Below are 19,392 nucleotides of genomic sequence, written 5' to 3'. Positions count from 1 at the left end.
GAAGTATGCGGTTCTTGAATGACGCGGCGATGAATCGCTCACCGCCGCGTCAAGTCACCATCAGCTGCCGATGCGGCCACCGTCCGTCTTGGTGATGACCACCGTGGCCGACAGCGGTCGGGCCGGCGTTGCGCCAGCGGCACCCTTTTCAGCCGTGGGCCAGAAGCTGGTGTAGGAAGCCGGCGTGGGGATGGCGGCGTTGGGTGTGTCTTCACCGGGGTGCTGCACGTTCACGAACATGGTGCGGCCATCCGGGGTTTCGATCACGCCGGTGATTTCGCAGTCCAGCGGGCCGACCAGGAAGCGCTTGAGCGTGCTCTCGGTGACCTGACGGCCCACGCGCGTGGCGGCCAGCTGTGCGCCAGCGGGCGTGCTACCGACGGCGGCGGTGCTGGCGGGCTGGGCGGCCAGCACCTGGCCATCACCCACGCGGCCGGCCACGCAGGCCAGCATCATGCAGTTGGTCTGGTCCAGCAGGGCGCCGGAGTCGTCCGTCTGGATCCAGGCCAGGCCGGTATTCGGGCTGAACCACAGGCCATCGGGGCGCGCGAAGTCGTTGGCGCTGGTCAGGCCGGACAGGTTCACGCGGGCGGGGTCGGAATCGGCCTGTGCGCCGAAGAGGAACACGTCCCAGTTGAAGGTGGTGCTGCCTGCGTTCTGGTTGGTCTCAGCCATGCGCACGATGTGGCCAAAGGTGTTGCCCGTGTTGGTGGTGGCTGCTGCACCGCTGGGCGTGGCGCCGCGCTGGTCCTGATAGAAGCGGGGGTTGGCGCCGTCGATGTTGTCCGCGCGGCGGCCGGTGCGGCCCGCGCTGGCATTGGCCTCGGTCATCGTGAAGTAGATGTCGCGCGTGGCGTAGTTCACGGCGCCCCACTCCGGGCGGTCCATCGGCGTGGCGCCCAGGGCGTCAGCAGCCAGGCGGGTGTTCAGCTGCACATCGGCCTGGTCCGCAAACACGTAGGCGGGGGTGCCACCGGCGGCAGCCTGGGCGGCCTGCACGGCAGCCAGGGTGATGGGCAGCCAGGTGCCGGTGCCGTCAGCGTTGAACTTGGCCACGTACAGGGTGCCGCGGTCTAGGTACTTGTCACCGATCGCCATGCGGTTGGTGGCATTGGCGTCGTCGGCGCTCCACACAGCTTCGGAGACGAACTTGTAGATGTAGTCGCCACGGGAGTCGTCGCCCATGTAGAAGGCCAGGGGCTGGCCGACCACCGGCGTGTTGGCCACGCAGGCCTCGTGTGCAAAGCGTCCCATGGCGGTGCGCTTCTTGGGCACAGCGGTCACGTCATAGGGGTCGATTTCGACCACCCAGCCGAAGGTGTTGGCCACGTTGCGGTAGTCATCGGCGGCCGTTGCACCGGGGGTGACGGTGGCTGTCCAGCGGGCGTAGTTGTCCTGGTCGGCGGCGTTGGCGGCGGTCACGCGGCTCCAGCCGTAGCGGTCACCACCCACACCGTAGCGCTGCAGGGCAAAGATCTCCTTGGCGCTGCGGTTGAGGTTGTCGGTGGCGCTGGGGCGCAGGAAGTAGCCTGCCCAGTTTTCCTCGCAGGTCAGCAGGGTGCCCCAGAAGCTGGTGCCCGTGCCGCAGTTGTTCAGGGTGCCGCGGGTGCGCACACCGGTCGGGCTGTACTTGGTGACCATGGCGGCATTGCCGCGCAGCGGGCCGGAGATTTCGATCGGCGTGGCTGCGGTGATACGGCGGTTGCGTGCGGAGTTCTGCACATAGCCCCAGGTGCCGGTCGCGTCAAAGGCGCCGCTGGCGTTCTGCTTCATCATCTCGACGACAGACACGCCGTGCATGGCGATCTCGCGATCCACTTCGGCCTGCACGCGGGTGGTGCCGGCGGTCACGCCGTTCTGGTGGAGGAACTGGGGCACGACGTACTCGTGGTTCATCGCCAGGATGCCGCGGTTGCTGCCGTTCACATCGCGTGCGGTGCCGGCGTCATTCAGGCCGTAGTACTCGACACCGTCATGGCAGTCGCCAGCGCGGCGGTCGTAGGTGGCGGGGTCATCGGTGCCAGCGTTGGTGTAGGCGGGCACGCCGGCGGCAATCGGGTCGCCAGTGCGGTAGACCACGCGGGCGGTGTAGCCGGTGGGCACGATGAAACGGTCGGCCAGAGACTTGCTCACGGCGCTGAAGTTCAGCGTGGTGATGGGCTGCGGGGCCACCGGTGCAGGTGTCGGGGCCGGCGCGGGGCTGCTGTCGCTGCCGCAGGCGGTCAGGCCCATGCTGCCGATGGCGGCCAGGGTCACGCCGCCGCCTGAGACGCGCAGCATCTGGCGGCGGTCCATGCGCTTGTGCACCAAGCTCATGAAGTTCTCGGTGGTGCTCGGATTGGTGCCGACCTGCTCGATGTCAGCCGTGATTTCGAGAGACATCAGTTCCCGACGCGTGATTCCGTTCATGCTTCCTCCGGCCGCTTCCGCGGCACTGCTGGTGTTCCGTGGGTGGCCGACATAGGCCCCGGGCGGCAGTCTCGGTGCCGTCGATGTCATTTCTGCTACAGCCGGGTTACAGGACGGCGATAAAGGGTTATCCCTTGCATGACAGCGCGCGCGCCGCGGTACTCCACACCTCCGGGAAAGGCTGCTCACACCTCGGGAAAGTGCGGAGGCTCGGTGGCACTGTCACAATCTCCAATGCCAGACACGCCGCGCTGCTCGCACCCGAACGCGGACGTCACAGCACAACAAGGAGACTGCCTGATGCGTTCCACCCTCACCCGCCTGACCACCGCGCTCGTCGCCGGCGTCGGACTGCTGGCCGCGACCAGCGCACCGGCACTTGCACAGAGCTGGCCGGCCAAGCCCATCACGCTCGTAGTGCCTTTCCCGGCTGGGGGCGGCACGGATGCGTTTGCACGCCCGCTGGCGGCACGCCTGTCCAAGCAGCTGGGCCAGCAGGTCATCATCGACAACCGAGGCGGAGCCGGGGGCACGGTGGGCGCGAGCTTTGCTGCCAAGCAGGCCGGTGACGGCTACACCTTCTTTGTGGGCGCGGTGCACCACTCGATCGCGCCGAGCTTCTACCCGAAGCTGGACTACGACATCACGCGAGACCTGCTGCCCCTGACGATGATCGCCAACCCGCCGCAGGTGATCGTGGTCAATCCGCAGAAGGTGCCGGCCAATGATCTGAAGGGCCTGCTGGACTTCCTGCGCAAGAACCCCGCCAAGCTCAACTACGGCAGCGCGGGCAACGGCACCTCACACCACATGGCAGGCGAGCTGTTCAAGCAGCAGACCAAGACCTTCATCACGCACATTCCGTACCGCGGCGCCGGCCCGGCACTGACCGACCTGATCGGCGGCAGCGTGGACATGATGTTTGATGGCCTGGGTTCGAGCGCGCAGCATATCCGCGGTGGCCGCATCAAGGCGCTGGCTGTGGCCTCCAAGACCCGCGCGCCCGGCTTCCCCAACCTGCCCACGGCGGCGGAGGCCGGCCTGCCCGGCTATGAAGTCTCGACCTGGTACGGCATCTGGGGCATCAAGGGCACGCCGCCTGAGATCCTCAAACGCATGCACAAGGAAGTCAGTGACGCGCTTCAGTCGCCGGAGTTGCGCGAAACCTGGACCAACAATGGTTCGGACACGAACGTGGCCATGAGCCCCGAAGCCTTCACCCGCTTCATCCAGGCCGAGATCACACGCTGGGCGCAGGTGACCAAGACCTCGGGAGCCAAGCTCGACTGATGGGCGAGGCATCGCACCCCCGCGCGGCCGCTAACCCGGCCGCGCCGGGCCAGATCAATCTGGTCCTTGACGGCCCGATCGCCACCCTGCACATCAGCAATCCGGCGCGGCGCAATGCGCTGACGGTGGCGATGTGGCACCAGATCACGCAGAGTGCCCGGCTGCTGGCCGACATGCCGGCGGTGCGCTGCATCGTGCTGCGCGGCGTGGGCGGCCAATTCTGCGCGGGGGCGGACATCTCCGAAATGCCCACGGTGCGGCATGACCGAGCCACAGGCACGGCCTATCACGAGGACGTCATTCGCCCGGCACTGACCGCCCTGCTGGCGCTGGACAAGCCGCTGATCGCCGGCATCGAGGGCGACTGCGTGGGCGGCGGCCTGGAGCTGACCGCCTGCTGCGATCTGCGGGTGGCCAACAACGACGCACGCTTCGGTGCGCCGGTGCTTCACAAGGGCTTTCCGCTGGCGCCCTTTGAGTGGCAGGTGGTCAGCAGCGCCTTCGGCCGCGCGGCCACCATGGGCCTGCTGGTGAGCGGAGAGCTGATCGAGGCGCCGCGCGCTCTGGCCCTGGGCATGCTGCAGCATGTGTGGCCGCGCGCCGGCTTTGAATGGCAGCTGGCCGATCTCGCGCGCCGCGTGAGTCAGACGGCACCCGCCGCTGTCGCTGTGGCCAAGCAGTTGGCGCGCGGGCAGTGCCCAGACCCCTATGTGTTTCTTGATTCACCGGACTACCGCGAAGGCATCCTCGCGTTTCTTGAGCGGCGCGCGCCGCACTTTGGCAAGCCCTGAACGTTCCCGCGACATCCACCCGCAGCGACGCGCTGCGCACCAACCATGAACAGCAACCTCTTCTCTGCCTTTGAAGCCGCCATCCACAAACAGCACGGCCGCTCGCTGCGTGCCGCCGCCATCCTGCCGGCCGACAGCACCGACATGCGTGCCTGGAGCTGGGCCGATGTGCTCGGCGCGTCCGGCCGTATCGCCAACCTGCTGGCCAGCCTGAAGCTGCCCGCTGGCAGCCGCGTGGCCGTGCAGGTGGACAAGAGCGTCGAAAACCTGATGCTGTATCTCGCCGTGCTGCGCGCCGGGTACGTGTACTTGCCGCTGAACACGGCTTATCAGGCCGCGGAGATGGACTACTTCATCGGCGACGCGCAGCCCGCCGTGCTGGTGTGCGCAAGCTCAACGCTGGCCACGCTGGCGCCCATTGCCCAGCGCCACGGCGTAGCCCATGTGTTCACGCTGGATGCGGCGCCCAACCTGACCGCACCGCAGAGCCTGCTGGCTGCAGCCAGCCGCCATGCAGACACCTTTGCCACGTTGGACCGGGATGCGAGCGATCTCGCCTGCATCCTCTACACCAGCGGTACCACCGGCCGCAGCAAGGGCGCCATGCTCACCCACGGCAACATGCTCTCCAATGCGCAGACCCTGCACCGCTTCTGGGGCTTCAGCGAGAAGGACGTGCTGCTGCATGCGCTGCCCATCTTCCATGTGCACGGCCTGTTCGTGGCCTGCCATGCGGCGCTGCTGGCCGGCGCCCGCATGATCTGGTGCAACAAGTTCGACGCCGGCGAGGCCGTGAAGCTGCTGCCCCACGCCACCGTGTTCATGGGTGTGCCCACCATGTATGTGCGCCTGCTGGCGCAGCCCGAACTGACGCGCAAGCAGTGCAAGGGCATGCGCCTGTTCATCAGCGGCAGCGCGCCGCTGCTGGCCGAGACGCACCGCCAGTTTGCGCAGGCTACCGGGCAGATGATCCTGGAGCGCTACGGCATGAGCGAGACCATCATGCTGACCTCCAACCCCTATCACCCGAAAGGTGCCGGCCAAGCCGCAGACCGCCGCGCCGGCACCGTGGGCCCGGCCCTGCCCGGCGTACAGCTGCGCATCATGGGCGACGGCGGCAAGCCATGCGCCGCAGGCGAGATCGGCGGCATCGAGGTCAAGGGGCCGAACGTGTTTGCCGGCTACTGGAAGATGCCGGAGAAGACGGCCGCAGAGTTCACGGCCGACGGCTTCTTCAAGACCGGCGACGTGGGCAAGCTCTCGGGCGACGGCTACGTGACGATCGTGGGCCGCAGCAAGGATCTCATCATCACCGGCGGCTACAACGTCTACCCCAAGGAAATTGAAGGCTGGCTTGACGACCAGCCCGGCGTGGACGAGAGCGCCGTGATCGGCGTGCCGCACCCCGACTTCGGCGAGGCGGTCTGCGCCGTGGTCATCCCCAAAGCGGGCGCGCAACTGGATGGCGACGCGCTGATCACCAAGCTCAAGGGCGAGATTGCCGCCTTCAAGGTGCCCAAGCGCATCTGGGTGCTGGCCGAGCTGCCGCGCAACACCATGGGCAAGGTGCAGAAGAACGTGCTGCGCGAGACCTACGCCGCCACCTTCAAGTAAAGAAGCGCCTGCGCCCGCCAGCGCAAGCCCCCTGATCGACGAGAAGGCCGTCTGGTGCGGTTCTTCAGGCCAAACGGGCTGAAGAACCGCATGGATTAGGCGAGAAGCACAAGCGCAGACCACACTGGCGGGCACCTGGCGCCGCAGCAACGACCACCGATGCCGCAACCTGCACGCATTACTGCTCCGGTGCCGCGTCCTCCGCATCAGGCTGCTGCGCGAGCAGGGGATCGGGCAGCAGCTGGCCGCGGGTCTGTGCAAACAGGTCCACCCAGGCCAGCGCGGTTTCAGTGATGGCCTCGGCCGCAGCATCGGCCAGAGCCACGGTGGCCTGCTGCCGCTCCAGACGCTCCAGCTCCAGCGCGCGCCCTTCCGGCGCGTCCACCGCCAGCATGCCCTCCTGGCGCTGCGCAGATTCCAGCCGCGCCAGCGCATTCAGTGTGCGGGTGGCACTGGCACCGAGCACGGTCAGGCTGCGGGCGAGTGTCTGCTCCAGCGTGGCGGCCGCCGCATTCGCTGTCTGGGTGGCCGTGGTGCTGCCCTTGGTTCGCTGTGCGTGCGCATCCGCCTTGGCGGCCTTGGCGTGCAGGGCTGCAGCCTTACTCTCGGTGGCTGCGGAGATCGGGTAGATCCATGCGGCGTCCGAGCCGGAAGATGAGGCTCCACCCAGACCCGCTGCGAGGCTGGCGGGCAGGCGCAGCGGTACAGGGGCATGCACCACGGGCAGCTCGATGATGCTGCTGGGGGTGGGCAGGGTACGGCTGATGCCGGCCGGCGACATGCCCGTGAGCTGGGCCAGATGCCCAGAAAACTCCTCCTGCTTGCCGGCATAGACATTCACCAGACCGTCCATGCGCTGCAGGCGCTCGGTGAGGGCGTTGAGCATGGCCGTGGTGCTGTTGCCGGATTGCCGGGCCACAGCCAGCTGGCGCGCCGTGATGTCGCGGCCCTCCAGAGCCACGCGCAGACGCAGCGCAAAGCTGCGCGCACCGATGTAGCTCAGCACGAGGTCCACATCCGGCGAGGCGCCGGGCACCAGCGGCGCCACTGGCTCGCCGCCGCGCGAGATGCGCACGGCCTGCAGCAGGTTGAGCGTGGGGTCCTCGAAGCGCGACCACCAGCGCTGGCCATCCGCCGCCCAAGGCAGCGAGCCATCAGCCGCGTCCTGCACAGCGTCGTGGCCCGACAGAGTGACCGCCTGGCGCGGCACAGGCGTTGAGGCCGACGCTGGGAATTGCGCAGCACAGAGCACCATCAGCACCACTGCGAGCGCCGCCGGCCGCAGCCGGCCGCTGTACGGCGCAAATGACGATGGCGAAGATACGGAGGCGCGGTGACTGGACTTCATGATTGCGTCCTTTCTTGAATGGCGACAGGTACCCGCACTGAGAGCCGGGGCGGCGAACTTGGTGCCCGCTGGCTGGCGGAAGCACCGGGGCTTGTCAGATCACCGACAGCATGTGAAAGCATGTAAAGCAAAGGAACCTTGTGCACAGGAACGCGCAATGGGGCGCGGGCCGCATCATTCGCCCGAAGGCACGGCCACAGGCTCCGCGCGTCCGGGCGCGGCATCGCCTGGCAGCACGCGCGGGCCAGAGCCGCTCCAGCGGTCCAGGTACAGATAGATCACCGGCGTGATGTAGAGCGTGATGGCTTGGGAGAACAGCAGCCCGCCCACCACGGCCACACCGAGGGGCTGGCGCAGCTCGGCTCCGGCACCCAGCCCCGCCGCAATCGGCAGCACACCCATGAGTGCAGCCAGGGTGGTCATCATGATCGGCCGGAAGCGCAGCACGCAGGCCTCACGGATGGCCGCAGCCGGGTTCGTACCCCGCTCGCGCTGCGCATGCAGGGCGAAGTCGATCATCATGATGGCGTTCTTCTTGACGATGCCGATCAGCATCAGGATGCCGATGGTGGCGATCAGCGTCAGCTCCATGCCGAAGAGCTTGAGCGCGAGCAGCGCGCCCACCGCCGCCGAGGGCAGGCCCGCGAGGATGGTGATGGGGTGGATATAGCTCTCGTAGAGCACGCCCAGCAGCACATAGATCACGAACAGTGCGGCCACCAGCAGCACCGCCTGCCCGCCCTGGCTTTCCTGGAAGACGGCGGCGTCGCCGCCGTAGCTGGTGATGACGCTGGCCGGCAGCTGGATCTGGCGCACCGCCTCGTCGATGCGCCGGGTCGCATCGCCCAGGGGCACGTTGGGCGCCAGGTTGAACGACAGGGTGATGGCCTGCAGCTGGCCCTGATGGTTCACGGCCGTGGGTCCGACCGTGCGTTCCACCGTGGCAAAGGACGACAGCGGCACCAGCGCGCCCGTCTTGCTGCGCAGGGCAATGCGGGTCAGCGCATCGGTGTACTGGCGGTAGGCGTCATCGGCCTCGAGGATCACCTGGTAGCTGCTCGAAGACGTGTAGATCGTGGAGACCTGCCTGTCGCCGAACGCGCTGTACAGCGCGCTGCGCAGATCGGCCATGCTCACGCCGAGCACGGCAGCGCGGGCTTCATCGATGCGCAGGCTGGCCTGCAGGCCGCGGTTCTGGCTGTCGCTGGTCACGTCGCGGAACTTCGGGTCGTTGCGCAGCACGTCCTGCAGCTTGTTGGCCCAGTCATTGAGCGAATCGGCACTCACGCTCTGCAGGGTGAACTGGTAGCGCGCCTTGCTCTGGCGGCCGCCGAGCTGCAGGTTCTGCACCGGCCGCAGATAGACCGCGATGCCGGGCACCGTGCGCGCCCGGGCCCGCAGGCCTTCGAGCACCTTGGCCATGGGCGGGCGCTCGCCCCGGGGCTTGAGCACGATGAACATGCGCCCGGTGTTGCCGGCGCCCGCGCCACCGCCGATGAAGGAGGTCATGTCCTTGATATTCGGGTCGGCGCGCAGGACATTGGCCACCTGGTCCTGCAGCTCCACCATTCGCAGAAAGGACACGTCCTCGCCGGCTTCGGTTGTCACCTGGATCTGCCCCACATCCTCTTCCGGAAAGAAGCCCTTGGGGATGACCCAGAACAGCAGGGCCGTGAGCGCAAAGCTGCCGAGGGCCACGGCAGCCACAGTGCGGCGGTGCGCCAGCGCCCAGTCCAGGCTGCGTGCATAGGCCGACTGCACGGCCACAAAGCCGCGCTCGAACTGACGCAGCACCCAGGGGTCCTGGCGCTGGGCATGCAGGTTCTCGGCGCGCAGGATGCGGCTGGCCAGCATGGGCACCAGCGTGAGCGAGACCGCAGCCGAGACCAGGATGGACAGGCCCACCACCACCGCAAACTCGTGGAAGAGCAGGCCGATGGTGCCCGGCATGAAGAAAATGGGAATGAACACGGCCACCAGAGACAGCGAGATGGAGACGATGGTGAAGCCGACCTCGCGCGCGCCCTGCAGGGCGGCTTTCAGCGGCGCCATGCCCTCCTCGATGTGGCGAGCGATGTTCTCGAGCACGACGATCGCGTCGTCCACCACTAGGCCGACCGCGAGGGTGATGCCCAGCAGCGAGACATTGTTCAGGCTGTAGCCCAGGGCATAGAACAGCGAGAGCGCGCCGATGAGGGAGATCGGGATCGTCGCCGCGGGAATGAAGGTGGCCGCGGCACGCTTCAGGAACAGCCAGATCACCAGCACCACCAGCAGCACGGTGAGCGCCAGGGTGAGGTTCACGTCGTGCAGGGCCTCGCGGATGGAGATCGAGCGGTCATTCACCGGCGTGATGTTGATCGATGCAGGCATCTGCGCCTTGAAGCCGGGGAGCATCTTCAGGATGCCGTCCACCACCTGCACGGTGTTGGCATTGGGCTGGCGCTGCACGGCCAGCACGATGGCGCGCTCGCCGTTGTAGCTGCCGGCGGTGCGGATGTTCTCGAAGCTGTCGAGCACCTGCGCCACCTCCTTCAGGTGCACCGGCTGGCCGTTGCGGCTGGCCACGATGACCTCCTGCCACTGCGCGGCATTGCGCAGCTGGTCATTGGCCTGCAGCGTGAGGGTCTGCTGCCGGCCGTCGAGAATGCCCACGGGCGCGTTGTCATTGGCGGCACGCAATGCGGCGACCACTTCATCAATGCTCAGGTTGCGGGCGCTGAGCGCATCCGGATTGACGCGCACGCGCACCGCATAGCGCCGCTGGCCGAAGATGTTGACCTGGGCCACGCCCTCCACCGTGGAGAGGGCCGGCGCCACCAGATTCTCGGCATAGTCGTTGAGGTCGGACATCGGCATCGAGGGCGAGGTCATGGCCATCAGCAGCACGGGCGCGTCGGCCGGATTGACCTTGCGGTAGGACGGCAGCTGCGTCATGGCCGCGGGCAGCGCACGCTGGGCGCGCAAGAGCGCGGCCTGCACGTCCACGGCGGCGGCGTCGATGTCACGGCTGGGGACGAACTCGAGCGTGATCTGCGTACTGCCCAAGGTGTTGACCGAGCTGATGAGCTTGATGCCGTCGATCGTGGAGAACTGCTTCTCGAGCGGCAACGCCACCGAGGAGGCCATGGTGTCGGGCGCCGCGCCGGGCAGCGAGGCCGACACCGTGATGACCGGCGTGTTGAAGCTGGGTAGCGCAGCCACCGGGATCCTGCTGTAGGCGAACACACCGCCGATCACCAGGGCGATCGACAGCAGCACCACCATCACCGGGCGGCGGATCGAGAGTTCAGAGACGTTCATGATGTACGCCCCGCTCAGGCCTTGCCGGCGCCAGGCTGGGCAGCGTCGGCCTTGGCAGGTTCAGGCGCCCCACCGCTGCCCTGGCCTTCACCCTTGCTGGCGGGCCGGCCCTGGCCATCGGCCGCAGCCACGCGCACCTTGCTGCCGGGGCGCAGGTTCTGCTTGCCCTCCACCACCACGGTCTCGTCACCCTTCAGTCCGGTCACTGCAGCGATCAGCTCGTTCTGCGCCTGCACCGCCACCTTGCGCGGCTGGGCTGCGCCCTCACTGACCACATAAACCTGCATGCCATCGCCGGTGTTGATCAGCGCCGCCAACGGCAGTTGCACCGCATCGGCCAGGGTGTCCACACGCACCTGCACGCGCGCCGACTGGCCGGGCCACAGACGCTGCTCGTCATTGCTGAACTGCGCCTTGGCGCGGATGCCACCTACGGTGGTGTCCACCGCGTTGTCGATGAAGACCAGCTTGCCCTGCACGGGCTGGGGGCTGCCGGCCGCCTGGGCCGTGACAGCCACCTCGCCCGCGCGGCGGCTGGCCAGCACCCGCTGCAGCTGCGCCTCGGGGAGGGTGAAACTCACAGTCACCGGATTCATGCGCGTGATGGTGAGCATGGGCGTGGCACCCGCATTGGCCAGCACCAGGGTGCCGACCTGGGTGTTGACGGCGCCGATGCGCCCGCTGATGGGTGCGCGCACACTGTCATAGCTCAGCTGCACCTCGGCAGCGCGCACGGCGGCCTGATCCGCCTGCACAGCGCCCTGCAGGGACTCCACCTGCGAGAGGTTCGTATCGACCGCGCTTTGCGACAGGAAGCCCTTGGCCACCAACTCGCGGCTGCGATCGAGCTGGCGCTGCGCATCGGCGAGCTGCGCCACATCGCGCGCCATCTGGGCGCGCGCCTTTTCGAGGTTTGCCCGGTCGGCGCGGTCATCGAGCGTGAACAGCAGCTGGCCGGCCTGAACCACATCGCCCTCCTTCACGTGCACGCGCTGCACGGTGCTGGTGGTCTGGGCGCGCAGGTCCACGCTTTCCAAAGCGCTCACGTTGCCGGTGGCCTGCAGCAGCACATCAAACGGCGCCTTGCGCGCCTGCACGGTGCCCACCACCACGGCGGGCGCGGATGCGCCGGCTGCGACCGGCTTGTCGGTCTGCGCTGCGGGGGTCAGGGCATGCCACGCCAGCCAGGCGACAGCGGCGGCCGGCAGCAGCATCCAGGGGCCACGCCGCCTGATCCAGGGCGCTGCGGCAGGCGAGGTCGACGGGATGGAAGACGGTGTGGAAGAAGTGTTGTGCAAGGGGTTCATGGTGCAGCTCGTCAGGAAGAGCGTTCTGTGAAGTGCCGGGAACGAAGAGGCGCGGGACGGACGTTGCGGGGAGACGGGGCAACAGCGGCCGGTGCAAGACCTGCGCGCCCTAGGCGGGCGGCGATACGCCTGCCGTGGCGGCGGCCCGGGTGGTGGAGGCGCGCTGCTGTGCGGGCGTGGCGTCGCTGCCGGGCTCCGGCAGTGCCTGGCTCACGCGGGCGGCCGGGGCCTGCAGCGCTTCGTGCAGGCGGTCCAGCGCGCCGGCCAGGGCCGCGAGATCGCCGTCATCCAATCCGGCAAACACGGCCAGGCGCAGCGACGCTGCTTCGGCCGACACCTGTTTCATGATGGCGCGGCCGCGCTCGGTGGGTTCGACCAGGTTGATGCGCCGGTCATGCTCGTGCGCGCGGCGCTGCACCCAGCCGTCACGCACCATGCGGTCGAGCAGTCGCACCAGGGTGGGCGTCTCGATGCCCATCTGCTCGGCCAGGCGCGCCTGCGCCACGGAGCCGCCGAGAAAGTCGAGATGCAGCAGCAGACGCCAGGAGGCTTCGTTCATGCCGTGCGGCGCGAGACGCTCGCCCAGCACACGGCGCCACTCGCGGGTGAGCGCAAAGAGCTGGCGTGCGGTGGCATCCATCAGCAGGACCCGCTCGCTGGGTTCCGGAAAGATCAGGCTGGGTTCGGTGGTCATGGGTGCTTTCGGGTGGGCGCAGGGCACGGGGCTGCAACCGCTGTCATGCATATGGTTAGCAAGCTAACAATTAGTTCCCTAATTATTTGAGGGCACCGAAAGTTTCTTTTTGTGCAACAGATGGCCTACAAACGGGCCGAACGGCACGATGAGGCCCACAAGTGCCAAAAGTGAGATTGGCTTCTGGTGCGGCTCTTCAGACCAAAATGGCTGGAAAGCCGCACCAGAAGCGCGATAAGGCGGTGCACGCGGCTAGCGCGGGGCGGAACTCGCCGTTCCAACGACTGAGGCGCTGCTCGCCACCCCTCAGCCGCGCGGCGCCCGATCAGCCACAAGCGCCGCGGCCACGCGGATGCAGGCGTGCGCATCGGCCGAGATGGCGTCGGCCCCAAGCGCCTCGGGCGCCAGGGGGCGGCGAGTAAACAGCGGCCCACCCAGCAGCACTGCGCACTGCCGGTTGCGGGACGCCGCGCGCAGGCGGCTGATGAGCGGGCCGAGCGCTTCGAGCTGGCTGTCCAGCGCGACCGACAGGCCAAGCACGTCAAAGGACTCCGCCTCGATGGCAGCGCACAGCGCCTGCGCGGTGGCAGCGGGTTCAAGTGTGACGGCCCAGCCCTCGCGCGCGAAAAGCACCGCCACGATCGCCAGCCCGAGCACATGCTGCGAGCCGGGCGCACAGGCCAGCAGGATGCGGCGCTCCTCAAGGGGCGACGGCCCCATCGCAGGCTGGCCGCTGAGTTCGTGCACCAGCTCATGCAGCAGCGCCAGCCCCACCGTGACGTCGGAAAAGCCGAGGCGGTCGTCCTCCCAGGCCGCACCCAGCCAGCGCGCCGCCGGCCCGATGAGCGCCAGGAACAGCGTCTCGTCCGGCAGGCCCTGCGCCTGGAAGGCCGCCAGTTGCTCACGAGCACGCTCGGCGTCTGCGCCGGCACAGGCGCGGGCCAGGGCCTCGATCTCGGTGGGGCCGATGCCCGCGGGAGCTTCACCCTTCGCCTGGGTGCTCGGCTGCTCTGCGGCTGCCGCGCCCTGCCCCGCCGCAGCCTGTTGCGCCTCGACGGCGTGCGCGTGGTGCCCGAGGCCATGCGCGGCCAGCAGGCGCGGAATGATCTGCGCCTCCAATACCGAGCGCATGGCGCGCCGACAGTGCGCTGCGTCGCCCGCCGGCGCTTCACCCTGTGCCTGGCCTCCAGTGGTCACCATGGGTACCCCGCCGTGGCGTTCAGGGTGGTGGTCATGCGACCCGGCGCCTTGTCGGTGCGGCTGGCCGTTCCTGCCCGCGCCTGACAAGGGCCTCCACGGGCCCGTCGGGTCCGTACGGCCGGTTGGGCCCGATCAGCCGGCAAGACGCGCGGCAGCCTCGTCATCATCGATCAGCCGCAACAGCGCGTCGCGGTCATGGATCTGCACCTGCCGGGCGCTGAAGCTCAGCAGTCCGGCCTTCTGCAGACCGTGCAATGCACGGTTGAGCGTCTCCGGGCGCAGATTCAGGAAAGCGGCCAGGGCTCGCTGCGTGATGCGCGGCTCGAACTCATCGCGCGAAAAGCCCCGCGCCTGCATGCGCAGCCCCCAGCCCAGCAGGAAGGCGGCAATCCGCTGCGTGGCGGCACTGCGCTGCAGCAGCTGCAGCATGCCCTGCTCGCGCGCGATCTGCGCGCCGATGGCGCGGTGCAAGCTGCGCTGCGCCTGCGGATGCTCCGCGCACACCCGCTCCAGCCGGGCAAAGGGCAGCACGCAGACTTGCGCGTCATCCAGCGCCTGCACCTGCGCCAGATGCTCGGCACTGACAATCGCATCGACGCCGATCAGGTCGCCGGGCATGACGAAGTCGGACACATGTTCGCGCCCCGAGGGCGTGCTCTGCGAGACCTTGAGCGTGCCGGTGCGCACCACGCGCAGCGCCTCGAAGGGCTGCCCCGGATGCACCGCCAGCTCGCCGCGCCGCACCGTCACGCGCCGAACCAACTCGGCCTCGAGCGGCACGAGCAGATGCGCGGGCACCGCACCCATGACGCAGCGGCTACGCACCGGGCAGTGCGTGCAGCCGTGGTCCGCTTGGCGCGTGCGGCCCGCTGCAGGCTGCGGATGTGCTGCTCGTGTATCCATGGGCCCTCCCCGCACGCATCATGCGCTGCTCACGGCGCTTGACACTGTCCTGTGTCAAAACACTAGCGCGATTCGGGCTGCAGCTGCGGGGTAACCCCATGCGCCATGCGTGCATTCAGAGAAGGTCCATGCACGAAGCCGGCGACAAAAGGCGTACGTGAACGACCATCTATCGAACAAACACTGGACAGCGTGTCCAAGTCTCACGACATCGTTTACGGCTCATGAAGCGGTTGGTCGCACCGCTGATGCACGCCGGCAACATGTGATCGGCCAGATCCGCACAGCGCAAGCGCGCGTGTCGCAAGCCGCCTGTCCGCGCCGCCCTCCGAAGGGCTTGAGATCCGGACCGACCATCGGACGCGGCGCAAAGCGGAGACACGCTCCGCGCCCTCGCACGCTTATCGCATGATCCAGGCGGTTCTTCAGGTACTTGGGCCTGAAGAACCGCACCCACACTCACTCTTGCATTGCTGTGGCGGGCTGAATGGAGGATCAGGCGGCCTTCTTCAGCGCCACACGCGGAAAGTCCACCGGCGTGTCCAGCGCCACATTCACATAGTTGGTGAACAGGTTCAGGGCCACGTGGGCAAGGATCTCGACGATCTGCTCGTCGCCAAACCCTGCGCTGCGTACAGCGGCCACGTCGGCCTCGGTCACGGCGCCGCGCTCGCTGACCACCTTGAGCGCAAAGCGCAGTGCAGTGGCGGTGCGCGGGTCAGCCGCCTGACCGGCCTGCGCGGCGCTCATTTCCTCGGCCGTGGCGCCGGCCTTGCGGCCCAGCCCGGTGTGCGCCGCCAGGCAGTAGTCGCAGCCGTTGCGGTTGGCAATCGCCACGGCGATCTGTTCGCCCAGCTTGGCACCGAGCGTGCCGCCGCCCAGGGCGCCGAATGCTGCCCACATGCTTTGCAGTGCGGCGGGCGAATTGCTGACCGCCTTGAACATGTTGGGCACGCCGCCGAAGGCGCCGTGGATCTGACCGAGGATGGGCTGGCTGGCGGCAGGAACGAGGGCGGTATCGAGATTGATGCGGGACATGGCAGAACCTCCTGAATGGGGTTGAAACTGAATTTGCAAAGTTTCTGAATAGACAGAAACCTCCGAATCCGCCGTGATGGCGGGTGTTGCCGGTGATCGGGCAGCGGTTTGGAGCGGCTCGATGGATGGCATTCTGAATGCGAATCCAAGACTAAGAGATTCTTATCGTCTATCTTTCATGCCAATTCATCCAGATCTAAGCTGAATCATGGACAAGCTGTCGCAACACCCCGGCTGCGCACCGGCCCCCGCCCCGAACCCGAGCATGTCGGCGCCGGCAGCTTCGATCACCGTGGACCGGCTCTCCGCCTTGTTTGAGCGCTTCCGCGTCCATGCCCACCTGTTTCACATGGGCCAGCTCTGCGGCAGCACCCACCTGGCCGCCGAGCCCGGCCGCGCCTTCCTGCACGTGCTGCGCGCCGGCAGCATGGCCGTGGAACATCGCGCTGCCAGCGGCCTGGGCACCCTCCGCCTGAACGAGCCCAGCCTGCTGCTGTACCCGCGGCCGCTGGACCACACCTTCCACAACCCGCCGCAGGACGGCTCGCAGCTCGTCTGCGCCACGCTGGACTTTGAGGGCGGCGAGCAGCACCCGCTGGTCCGCGCCCTGCCGCCGCTGGTGGCCCTGCCCCTGGCCCAGGTGCAGGGCATCGAACACACCATCGCCCTGCTCTTTGCCGAAACCGAACAGGTGCGGTGCGGCCAGCGCGTGCTCGCCGACCGGCTGTTCGAAGTGCTGCTGATCCAGATCCTGCGCTGGCTGCTGGACCATCGCGCGCAGGCGGCGGCACGCGCATCGACTGCACAAGCGAGCGGCGAGTCGATCGCGCAGCTTGCGCCGACCGCCGCAGACTCGAACCGATCCGCGCAAGTGCTCAGCCCGGCGAGCGCGGGCACCATCGGCCCCCTTCACGGCAGCCTCAATGCTGGGCTGAATGTCGGTCTCAATGCCGGTCTCAATGCCGGTCTCAATGCCGGCCTCATCGCCGGCCTGTCCGACCCTTCGCTTGCCCGTGCCCTGACCGCGATGCACGAGCAGCCCGGCCAGGCCTGGCCGCTTGCGCGCATGGCCGGGGTGGCCGGCCTGTCGCGCAGCGCATTTGCGGCACGCTTTCGCAGCGTCGTCGGCCAGCCTCCGGCCGACTATCTCACCGACTGGCGCCTCACGCTGGCCAAGAGCTGGCTGCGCAGCGGCAAACCGGTCAAGACTGTGGCGGCTGATCTGGGCTATGCGAATGCTTCGGCGCTGTCACGTGCATTCGCCCAGCGTCTGGGGGTGTCGCCGCGGGATTGGTTGAAGCAGCTCCAGTGACTCGGCCGACAGACCTCATGCACAAAGCGCTGCTGGCCGCACTGGGCTACTTCGCGCTCGTGTTTGGCACAGGCTTTGCGCTGGGCGCCATCCGGGTGCCGCTGCTCGTACCGCGTCTGGGTGTGCGCATCGCCGAGCTGATCGAAATGCCGGTGATGGCCGTGGTGATTGTTCTGGCGGCCCGCTTCATCGCGCGCCGCTTCGGGCTACCCACCACCGCTGCGGTACGGCTGGCGGTGGGCGGCGCAGCGCTCGCGCTGATGGTGGCGGCGGAGTTGCTGCTCGCCGTGGCGCTGCAGGGGCAAACCATCTCCGCTTACATCGCCAGCCGCGACCCGGTCTCCGGCAGCGCGTATCTGCTGATGCTGGGCGTGTTTGCGCTGATACCCTGGGGCCTCGCTCGCTTGGCTTCGACGGGCTCGCCGCGAGCCCACTGAATACGCCTTTCCGCTTGTCTGGTGCGGCTCTCCAGCCACTTTGGCCTGAAGAACCGCATCCAGAGCCAATCCATCCAGCAGTTACCGGGCTTCAGCGGTCGGATCCGCGCGTCGATGGATGCCGACCTTCGCCAGCCCGCGCTCCAGCAGCTTCCAGAATTCCAGCTCTTCCAGCAGCGGATTGAGGAAGTTGGTCACGCTGCAGTAGTGGCTGTCTTTCTTGCCGGTGTGGTGGCGGGCGTGGTGGCGCTGGGTCTGGATGAGCTTGAAGCGCTGCAGCTGGGTGATCAGCCAGCCGTTCTCGTGCGGCGCGCGGTGCGCCCATTTGTGGATCTGGTTGGCATTCGCAGCCACGAGGGCAAAGAGCCAGACGGTCCAGTCGAGCCGGTCGAGCCACCATGCGCCAACGACGACGAGGCTGGCCGCGAGGATCAGGTCCCAGGAGCTGGCCCAGTAGCCGCGGGCTACGAAGGCGCGGGGCTTGACGTGATGCTCCAGGTTGGCTTCGCCGATCCACTTTCCGATCACGGGCGTGTCCCTGCGGGCATAGGCGTCTTCGGCCCAGTGCACGAGGCCGCTGGCAAAGTCGGCCAGCAGCACCGCGCCGGCAGCGGCGAGGAGTGTCGGCGTCGCTGTGGACATCAGGCTCGACATCGTCTCGGACGCCGCGCTGATCGCAGTCGTCGCACCCAGATCCTGAAGGCTATTCATGTGTGCCGGGCTTTCGCCCTGCTCCTTTCCTTGGTTGAGGTGGAGCGGAGCTTGACGGGCGGCGGTGTGCGCTGGCTACGAAAGCCTGCGGCGGGCGCAGGCGGCGCGACTGGCGGTGGCGTGCGGCGTGCAGGAGCGCTTGCGGCGCGCACGAGCCATCGAGCGGGATCCTGTCCGCACCGCCGGCCAAGGACGGGGGATGAAGATCGGCTCTGGAAGCCGTTCTCCAGCCCAAACCGCCTGAAAACGCCCGCCAGACAAGCGGAAAGCACGTCCAGAAGCTGCGCGCCGCGCCCGGCTCACGTGGCCGGAAACTTCAACTCCACCTCGCCACCCTCACCCACCAGCCACACGCGCTGCGCAGTGACCTTGCAGGCCCAGGTCTGTACGGCGTGGGGTTCGCGCAGACTCAGAGCCTGGGGCTCGAACACGGCGCCGCAATGGCCGGGCGGGTGGCGCACCGAGCGGTAGCGCAGCCACTGGACACCGCGCTTGCGGGCAGCAGTAGCAAGTTGCTGGCAGTCTTCGTAGTCGGTCTCGTGCGTCCACTGGCGCTCGCTGTCCGCCCAGGGCGGCTCGGAGAGGTCGATGGCCGTGCCAGCCACCTCCGCCTTGAAGAAGGTGAGCTGGGTCTGCAGGGCGGATTTCTTCAGGCCATCGCTGTCCATCAGGAAGCGCCAGCGCCAGTAGCCCACTTCGCTCGCGGCGGTGGTGAGGCTTTCTGCGCCGTACCAGACGCCGAGTTCGCCACCACGCCGAAAGCGCGAGGCGTGCTGGCTGCGGTAGCGGAAGGGGCTGTAGAGCAGGTAGTGCAACGGGCTGCCGCCCGCGGGCAGGCGCGGCGGGGGGGGTTTACTGCCTTCGAGCAGGTCTTCGAGCAGGGCTTGTTCTGCGAGCGTGTCGACCAGACGCATGGTGGCCACACGGTGCTGCGCCTCGACGCCACGCCAGAGTTCGGCTGCGCGCTGGCCGGCCGTGGCCCACCACTCATTGCGCCAGGCGTAGCGGGCCATCAGGGTTTCGGTTCAGACGCAG

At 67.9% G+C, this 19,392-nt stretch carries 15 protein-coding genes; 5 read left to right on the top strand and 10 right to left on the bottom strand.

What is annotated here, in order from left to right; all coding sequences use genetic code 11:
* Positions 1-60: 60 nt before the first annotated feature.
* On the bottom strand, positions 61-2,409 hold the full coding sequence (locus tag ACMDW7_RS05880) for a PhoX family protein (RefSeq protein WP_377302431.1): 2,349 nt from the start codon (positions 2,407-2,409) through the stop codon (positions 61-63).
* 300 nt (positions 2,410-2,709) lie between these two features.
* Between ACMDW7_RS05880 and ACMDW7_RS05875 the strand changes: the two genes are divergently transcribed.
* From ACMDW7_RS05875 to ACMDW7_RS05865, 3 genes are read left to right on the top strand one after another with little or no spacing between them, the layout of a single operon-like run.
* Positions 2,710-3,699 (top strand): Bug family tripartite tricarboxylate transporter substrate binding protein, encoded by a 990-nt coding sequence (locus ACMDW7_RS05875; RefSeq protein WP_377302433.1) that lies wholly within the window; start codon positions 2,710-2,712, stop codon positions 3,697-3,699.
* The gene (locus ACMDW7_RS05870) at positions 3,699-4,490 is read left to right on the top strand and encodes an enoyl-CoA hydratase/isomerase family protein (RefSeq protein ID WP_377302435.1); all 792 of its coding nucleotides are present in this window, start codon (positions 3,699-3,701) and stop codon (positions 4,488-4,490) included. Before ACMDW7_RS05875 ends, ACMDW7_RS05870 begins: the two co-directional genes overlap by 1 nt.
* Before the next feature lie 45 nt (positions 4,491-4,535).
* Positions 4,536-6,104 (top strand): malonate--CoA ligase, encoded by a 1,569-nt coding sequence (locus ACMDW7_RS05865; RefSeq protein WP_377302437.1) that lies wholly within the window; start codon positions 4,536-4,538, stop codon positions 6,102-6,104.
* A 178-nt stretch (positions 6,105-6,282) separates the two neighbouring features.
* Here ACMDW7_RS05865 and ACMDW7_RS05860 read toward each other — a convergent pair whose 3' ends face one another.
* The 7 genes from ACMDW7_RS05860 to ACMDW7_RS05830 all read right to left on the bottom strand — a co-directional run bounded on the left by ACMDW7_RS05860 (position 6,283) and on the right by ACMDW7_RS05830 (position 15,897).
* Entirely contained in the window at positions 6,283-7,452 is a 1,170-nt protein-coding gene (locus ACMDW7_RS05860; RefSeq protein ID WP_377302439.1) for a hypothetical protein, read from the bottom strand.
* Between the two features lie 174 nt (positions 7,453-7,626).
* Positions 7,627-10,755: an efflux RND transporter permease subunit gene (locus tag ACMDW7_RS05855; protein WP_377302441.1), complete on the bottom strand. Its 3,129-nt coding sequence runs from the start codon at positions 10,753-10,755 to the stop codon at positions 7,627-7,629.
* 14 nt (positions 10,756-10,769) lie between these two features.
* Positions 10,770-12,062: an efflux RND transporter periplasmic adaptor subunit gene (locus ACMDW7_RS05850; protein ID WP_377302443.1), complete on the bottom strand. Its 1,293-nt coding sequence runs from the start codon at positions 12,060-12,062 to the stop codon at positions 10,770-10,772.
* A gap of 109 nt (positions 12,063-12,171) precedes the next feature.
* A complete protein-coding gene (locus ACMDW7_RS05845; protein WP_377302445.1) occupies positions 12,172-12,756 on the bottom strand; it encodes a MarR family winged helix-turn-helix transcriptional regulator in 585 nt (194 codons plus the stop codon).
* A gap of 306 nt (positions 12,757-13,062) precedes the next feature.
* A complete protein-coding gene (locus tag ACMDW7_RS05840) occupies positions 13,063-13,956 on the bottom strand; it encodes a B12-binding domain-containing protein (protein WP_377302447.1) in 894 nt (297 codons plus the stop codon).
* A 132-nt stretch (positions 13,957-14,088) separates the two neighbouring features.
* Complete coding sequence (locus ACMDW7_RS05835) at positions 14,089-14,859, bottom strand: Crp/Fnr family transcriptional regulator (RefSeq protein ID WP_377302449.1); 771 nt, start codon at positions 14,857-14,859, stop codon at positions 14,089-14,091.
* A 495-nt stretch (positions 14,860-15,354) separates the two neighbouring features.
* Positions 15,355-15,897, bottom strand: coding sequence for a carboxymuconolactone decarboxylase family protein (locus ACMDW7_RS05830; protein ID WP_377302451.1), 543 nt, complete (start codon positions 15,895-15,897; stop codon positions 15,355-15,357).
* Positions 15,898-16,189: 292 nt separating this feature from the next.
* Here ACMDW7_RS05830 and ACMDW7_RS05825 point away from each other — a divergent pair, with 292 nt between their 5' ends.
* Together ACMDW7_RS05825 and ACMDW7_RS05820 are read left to right on the top strand one after the other, a co-directional pair.
* The gene (locus ACMDW7_RS05825; protein ID WP_377302596.1) at positions 16,190-17,209 is read left to right on the top strand and encodes an AraC family transcriptional regulator; all 1,020 of its coding nucleotides are present in this window, start codon (positions 16,190-16,192) and stop codon (positions 17,207-17,209) included.
* Positions 17,210-17,226: 17 nt separating this feature from the next.
* Positions 17,227-17,646, top strand: coding sequence for a hypothetical protein (locus ACMDW7_RS05820; protein ID WP_377302453.1), 420 nt, complete (start codon positions 17,227-17,229; stop codon positions 17,644-17,646).
* 81 nt (positions 17,647-17,727) lie between these two features.
* Here the strand turns inward: ACMDW7_RS05820 and ACMDW7_RS05815 are convergent, their stop codons facing one another.
* Positions 17,728-18,357: a fatty acid desaturase CarF family protein gene (locus tag ACMDW7_RS05815; protein ID WP_377302455.1), complete on the bottom strand. Its 630-nt coding sequence runs from the start codon at positions 18,355-18,357 to the stop codon at positions 17,728-17,730.
* Between the two features lie 299 nt (positions 18,358-18,656).
* Positions 18,657-19,370 (bottom strand): RES family NAD+ phosphorylase, encoded by a 714-nt coding sequence (locus ACMDW7_RS05810; protein WP_377302457.1) that lies wholly within the window; start codon positions 19,368-19,370, stop codon positions 18,657-18,659.
* Positions 19,371-19,392: the final 22 nt, after the last annotated feature.

It is taken from the genome of Piscinibacterium candidicorallinum, assembly GCF_047549485.1.
GTDB classification, from domain to species: domain Bacteria; phylum Pseudomonadota; class Gammaproteobacteria; order Burkholderiales; family Burkholderiaceae_C; genus Piscinibacterium; species Piscinibacterium candidicorallinum.
This window is presented reverse-complemented; position numbering and strand designations above follow the sequence as displayed.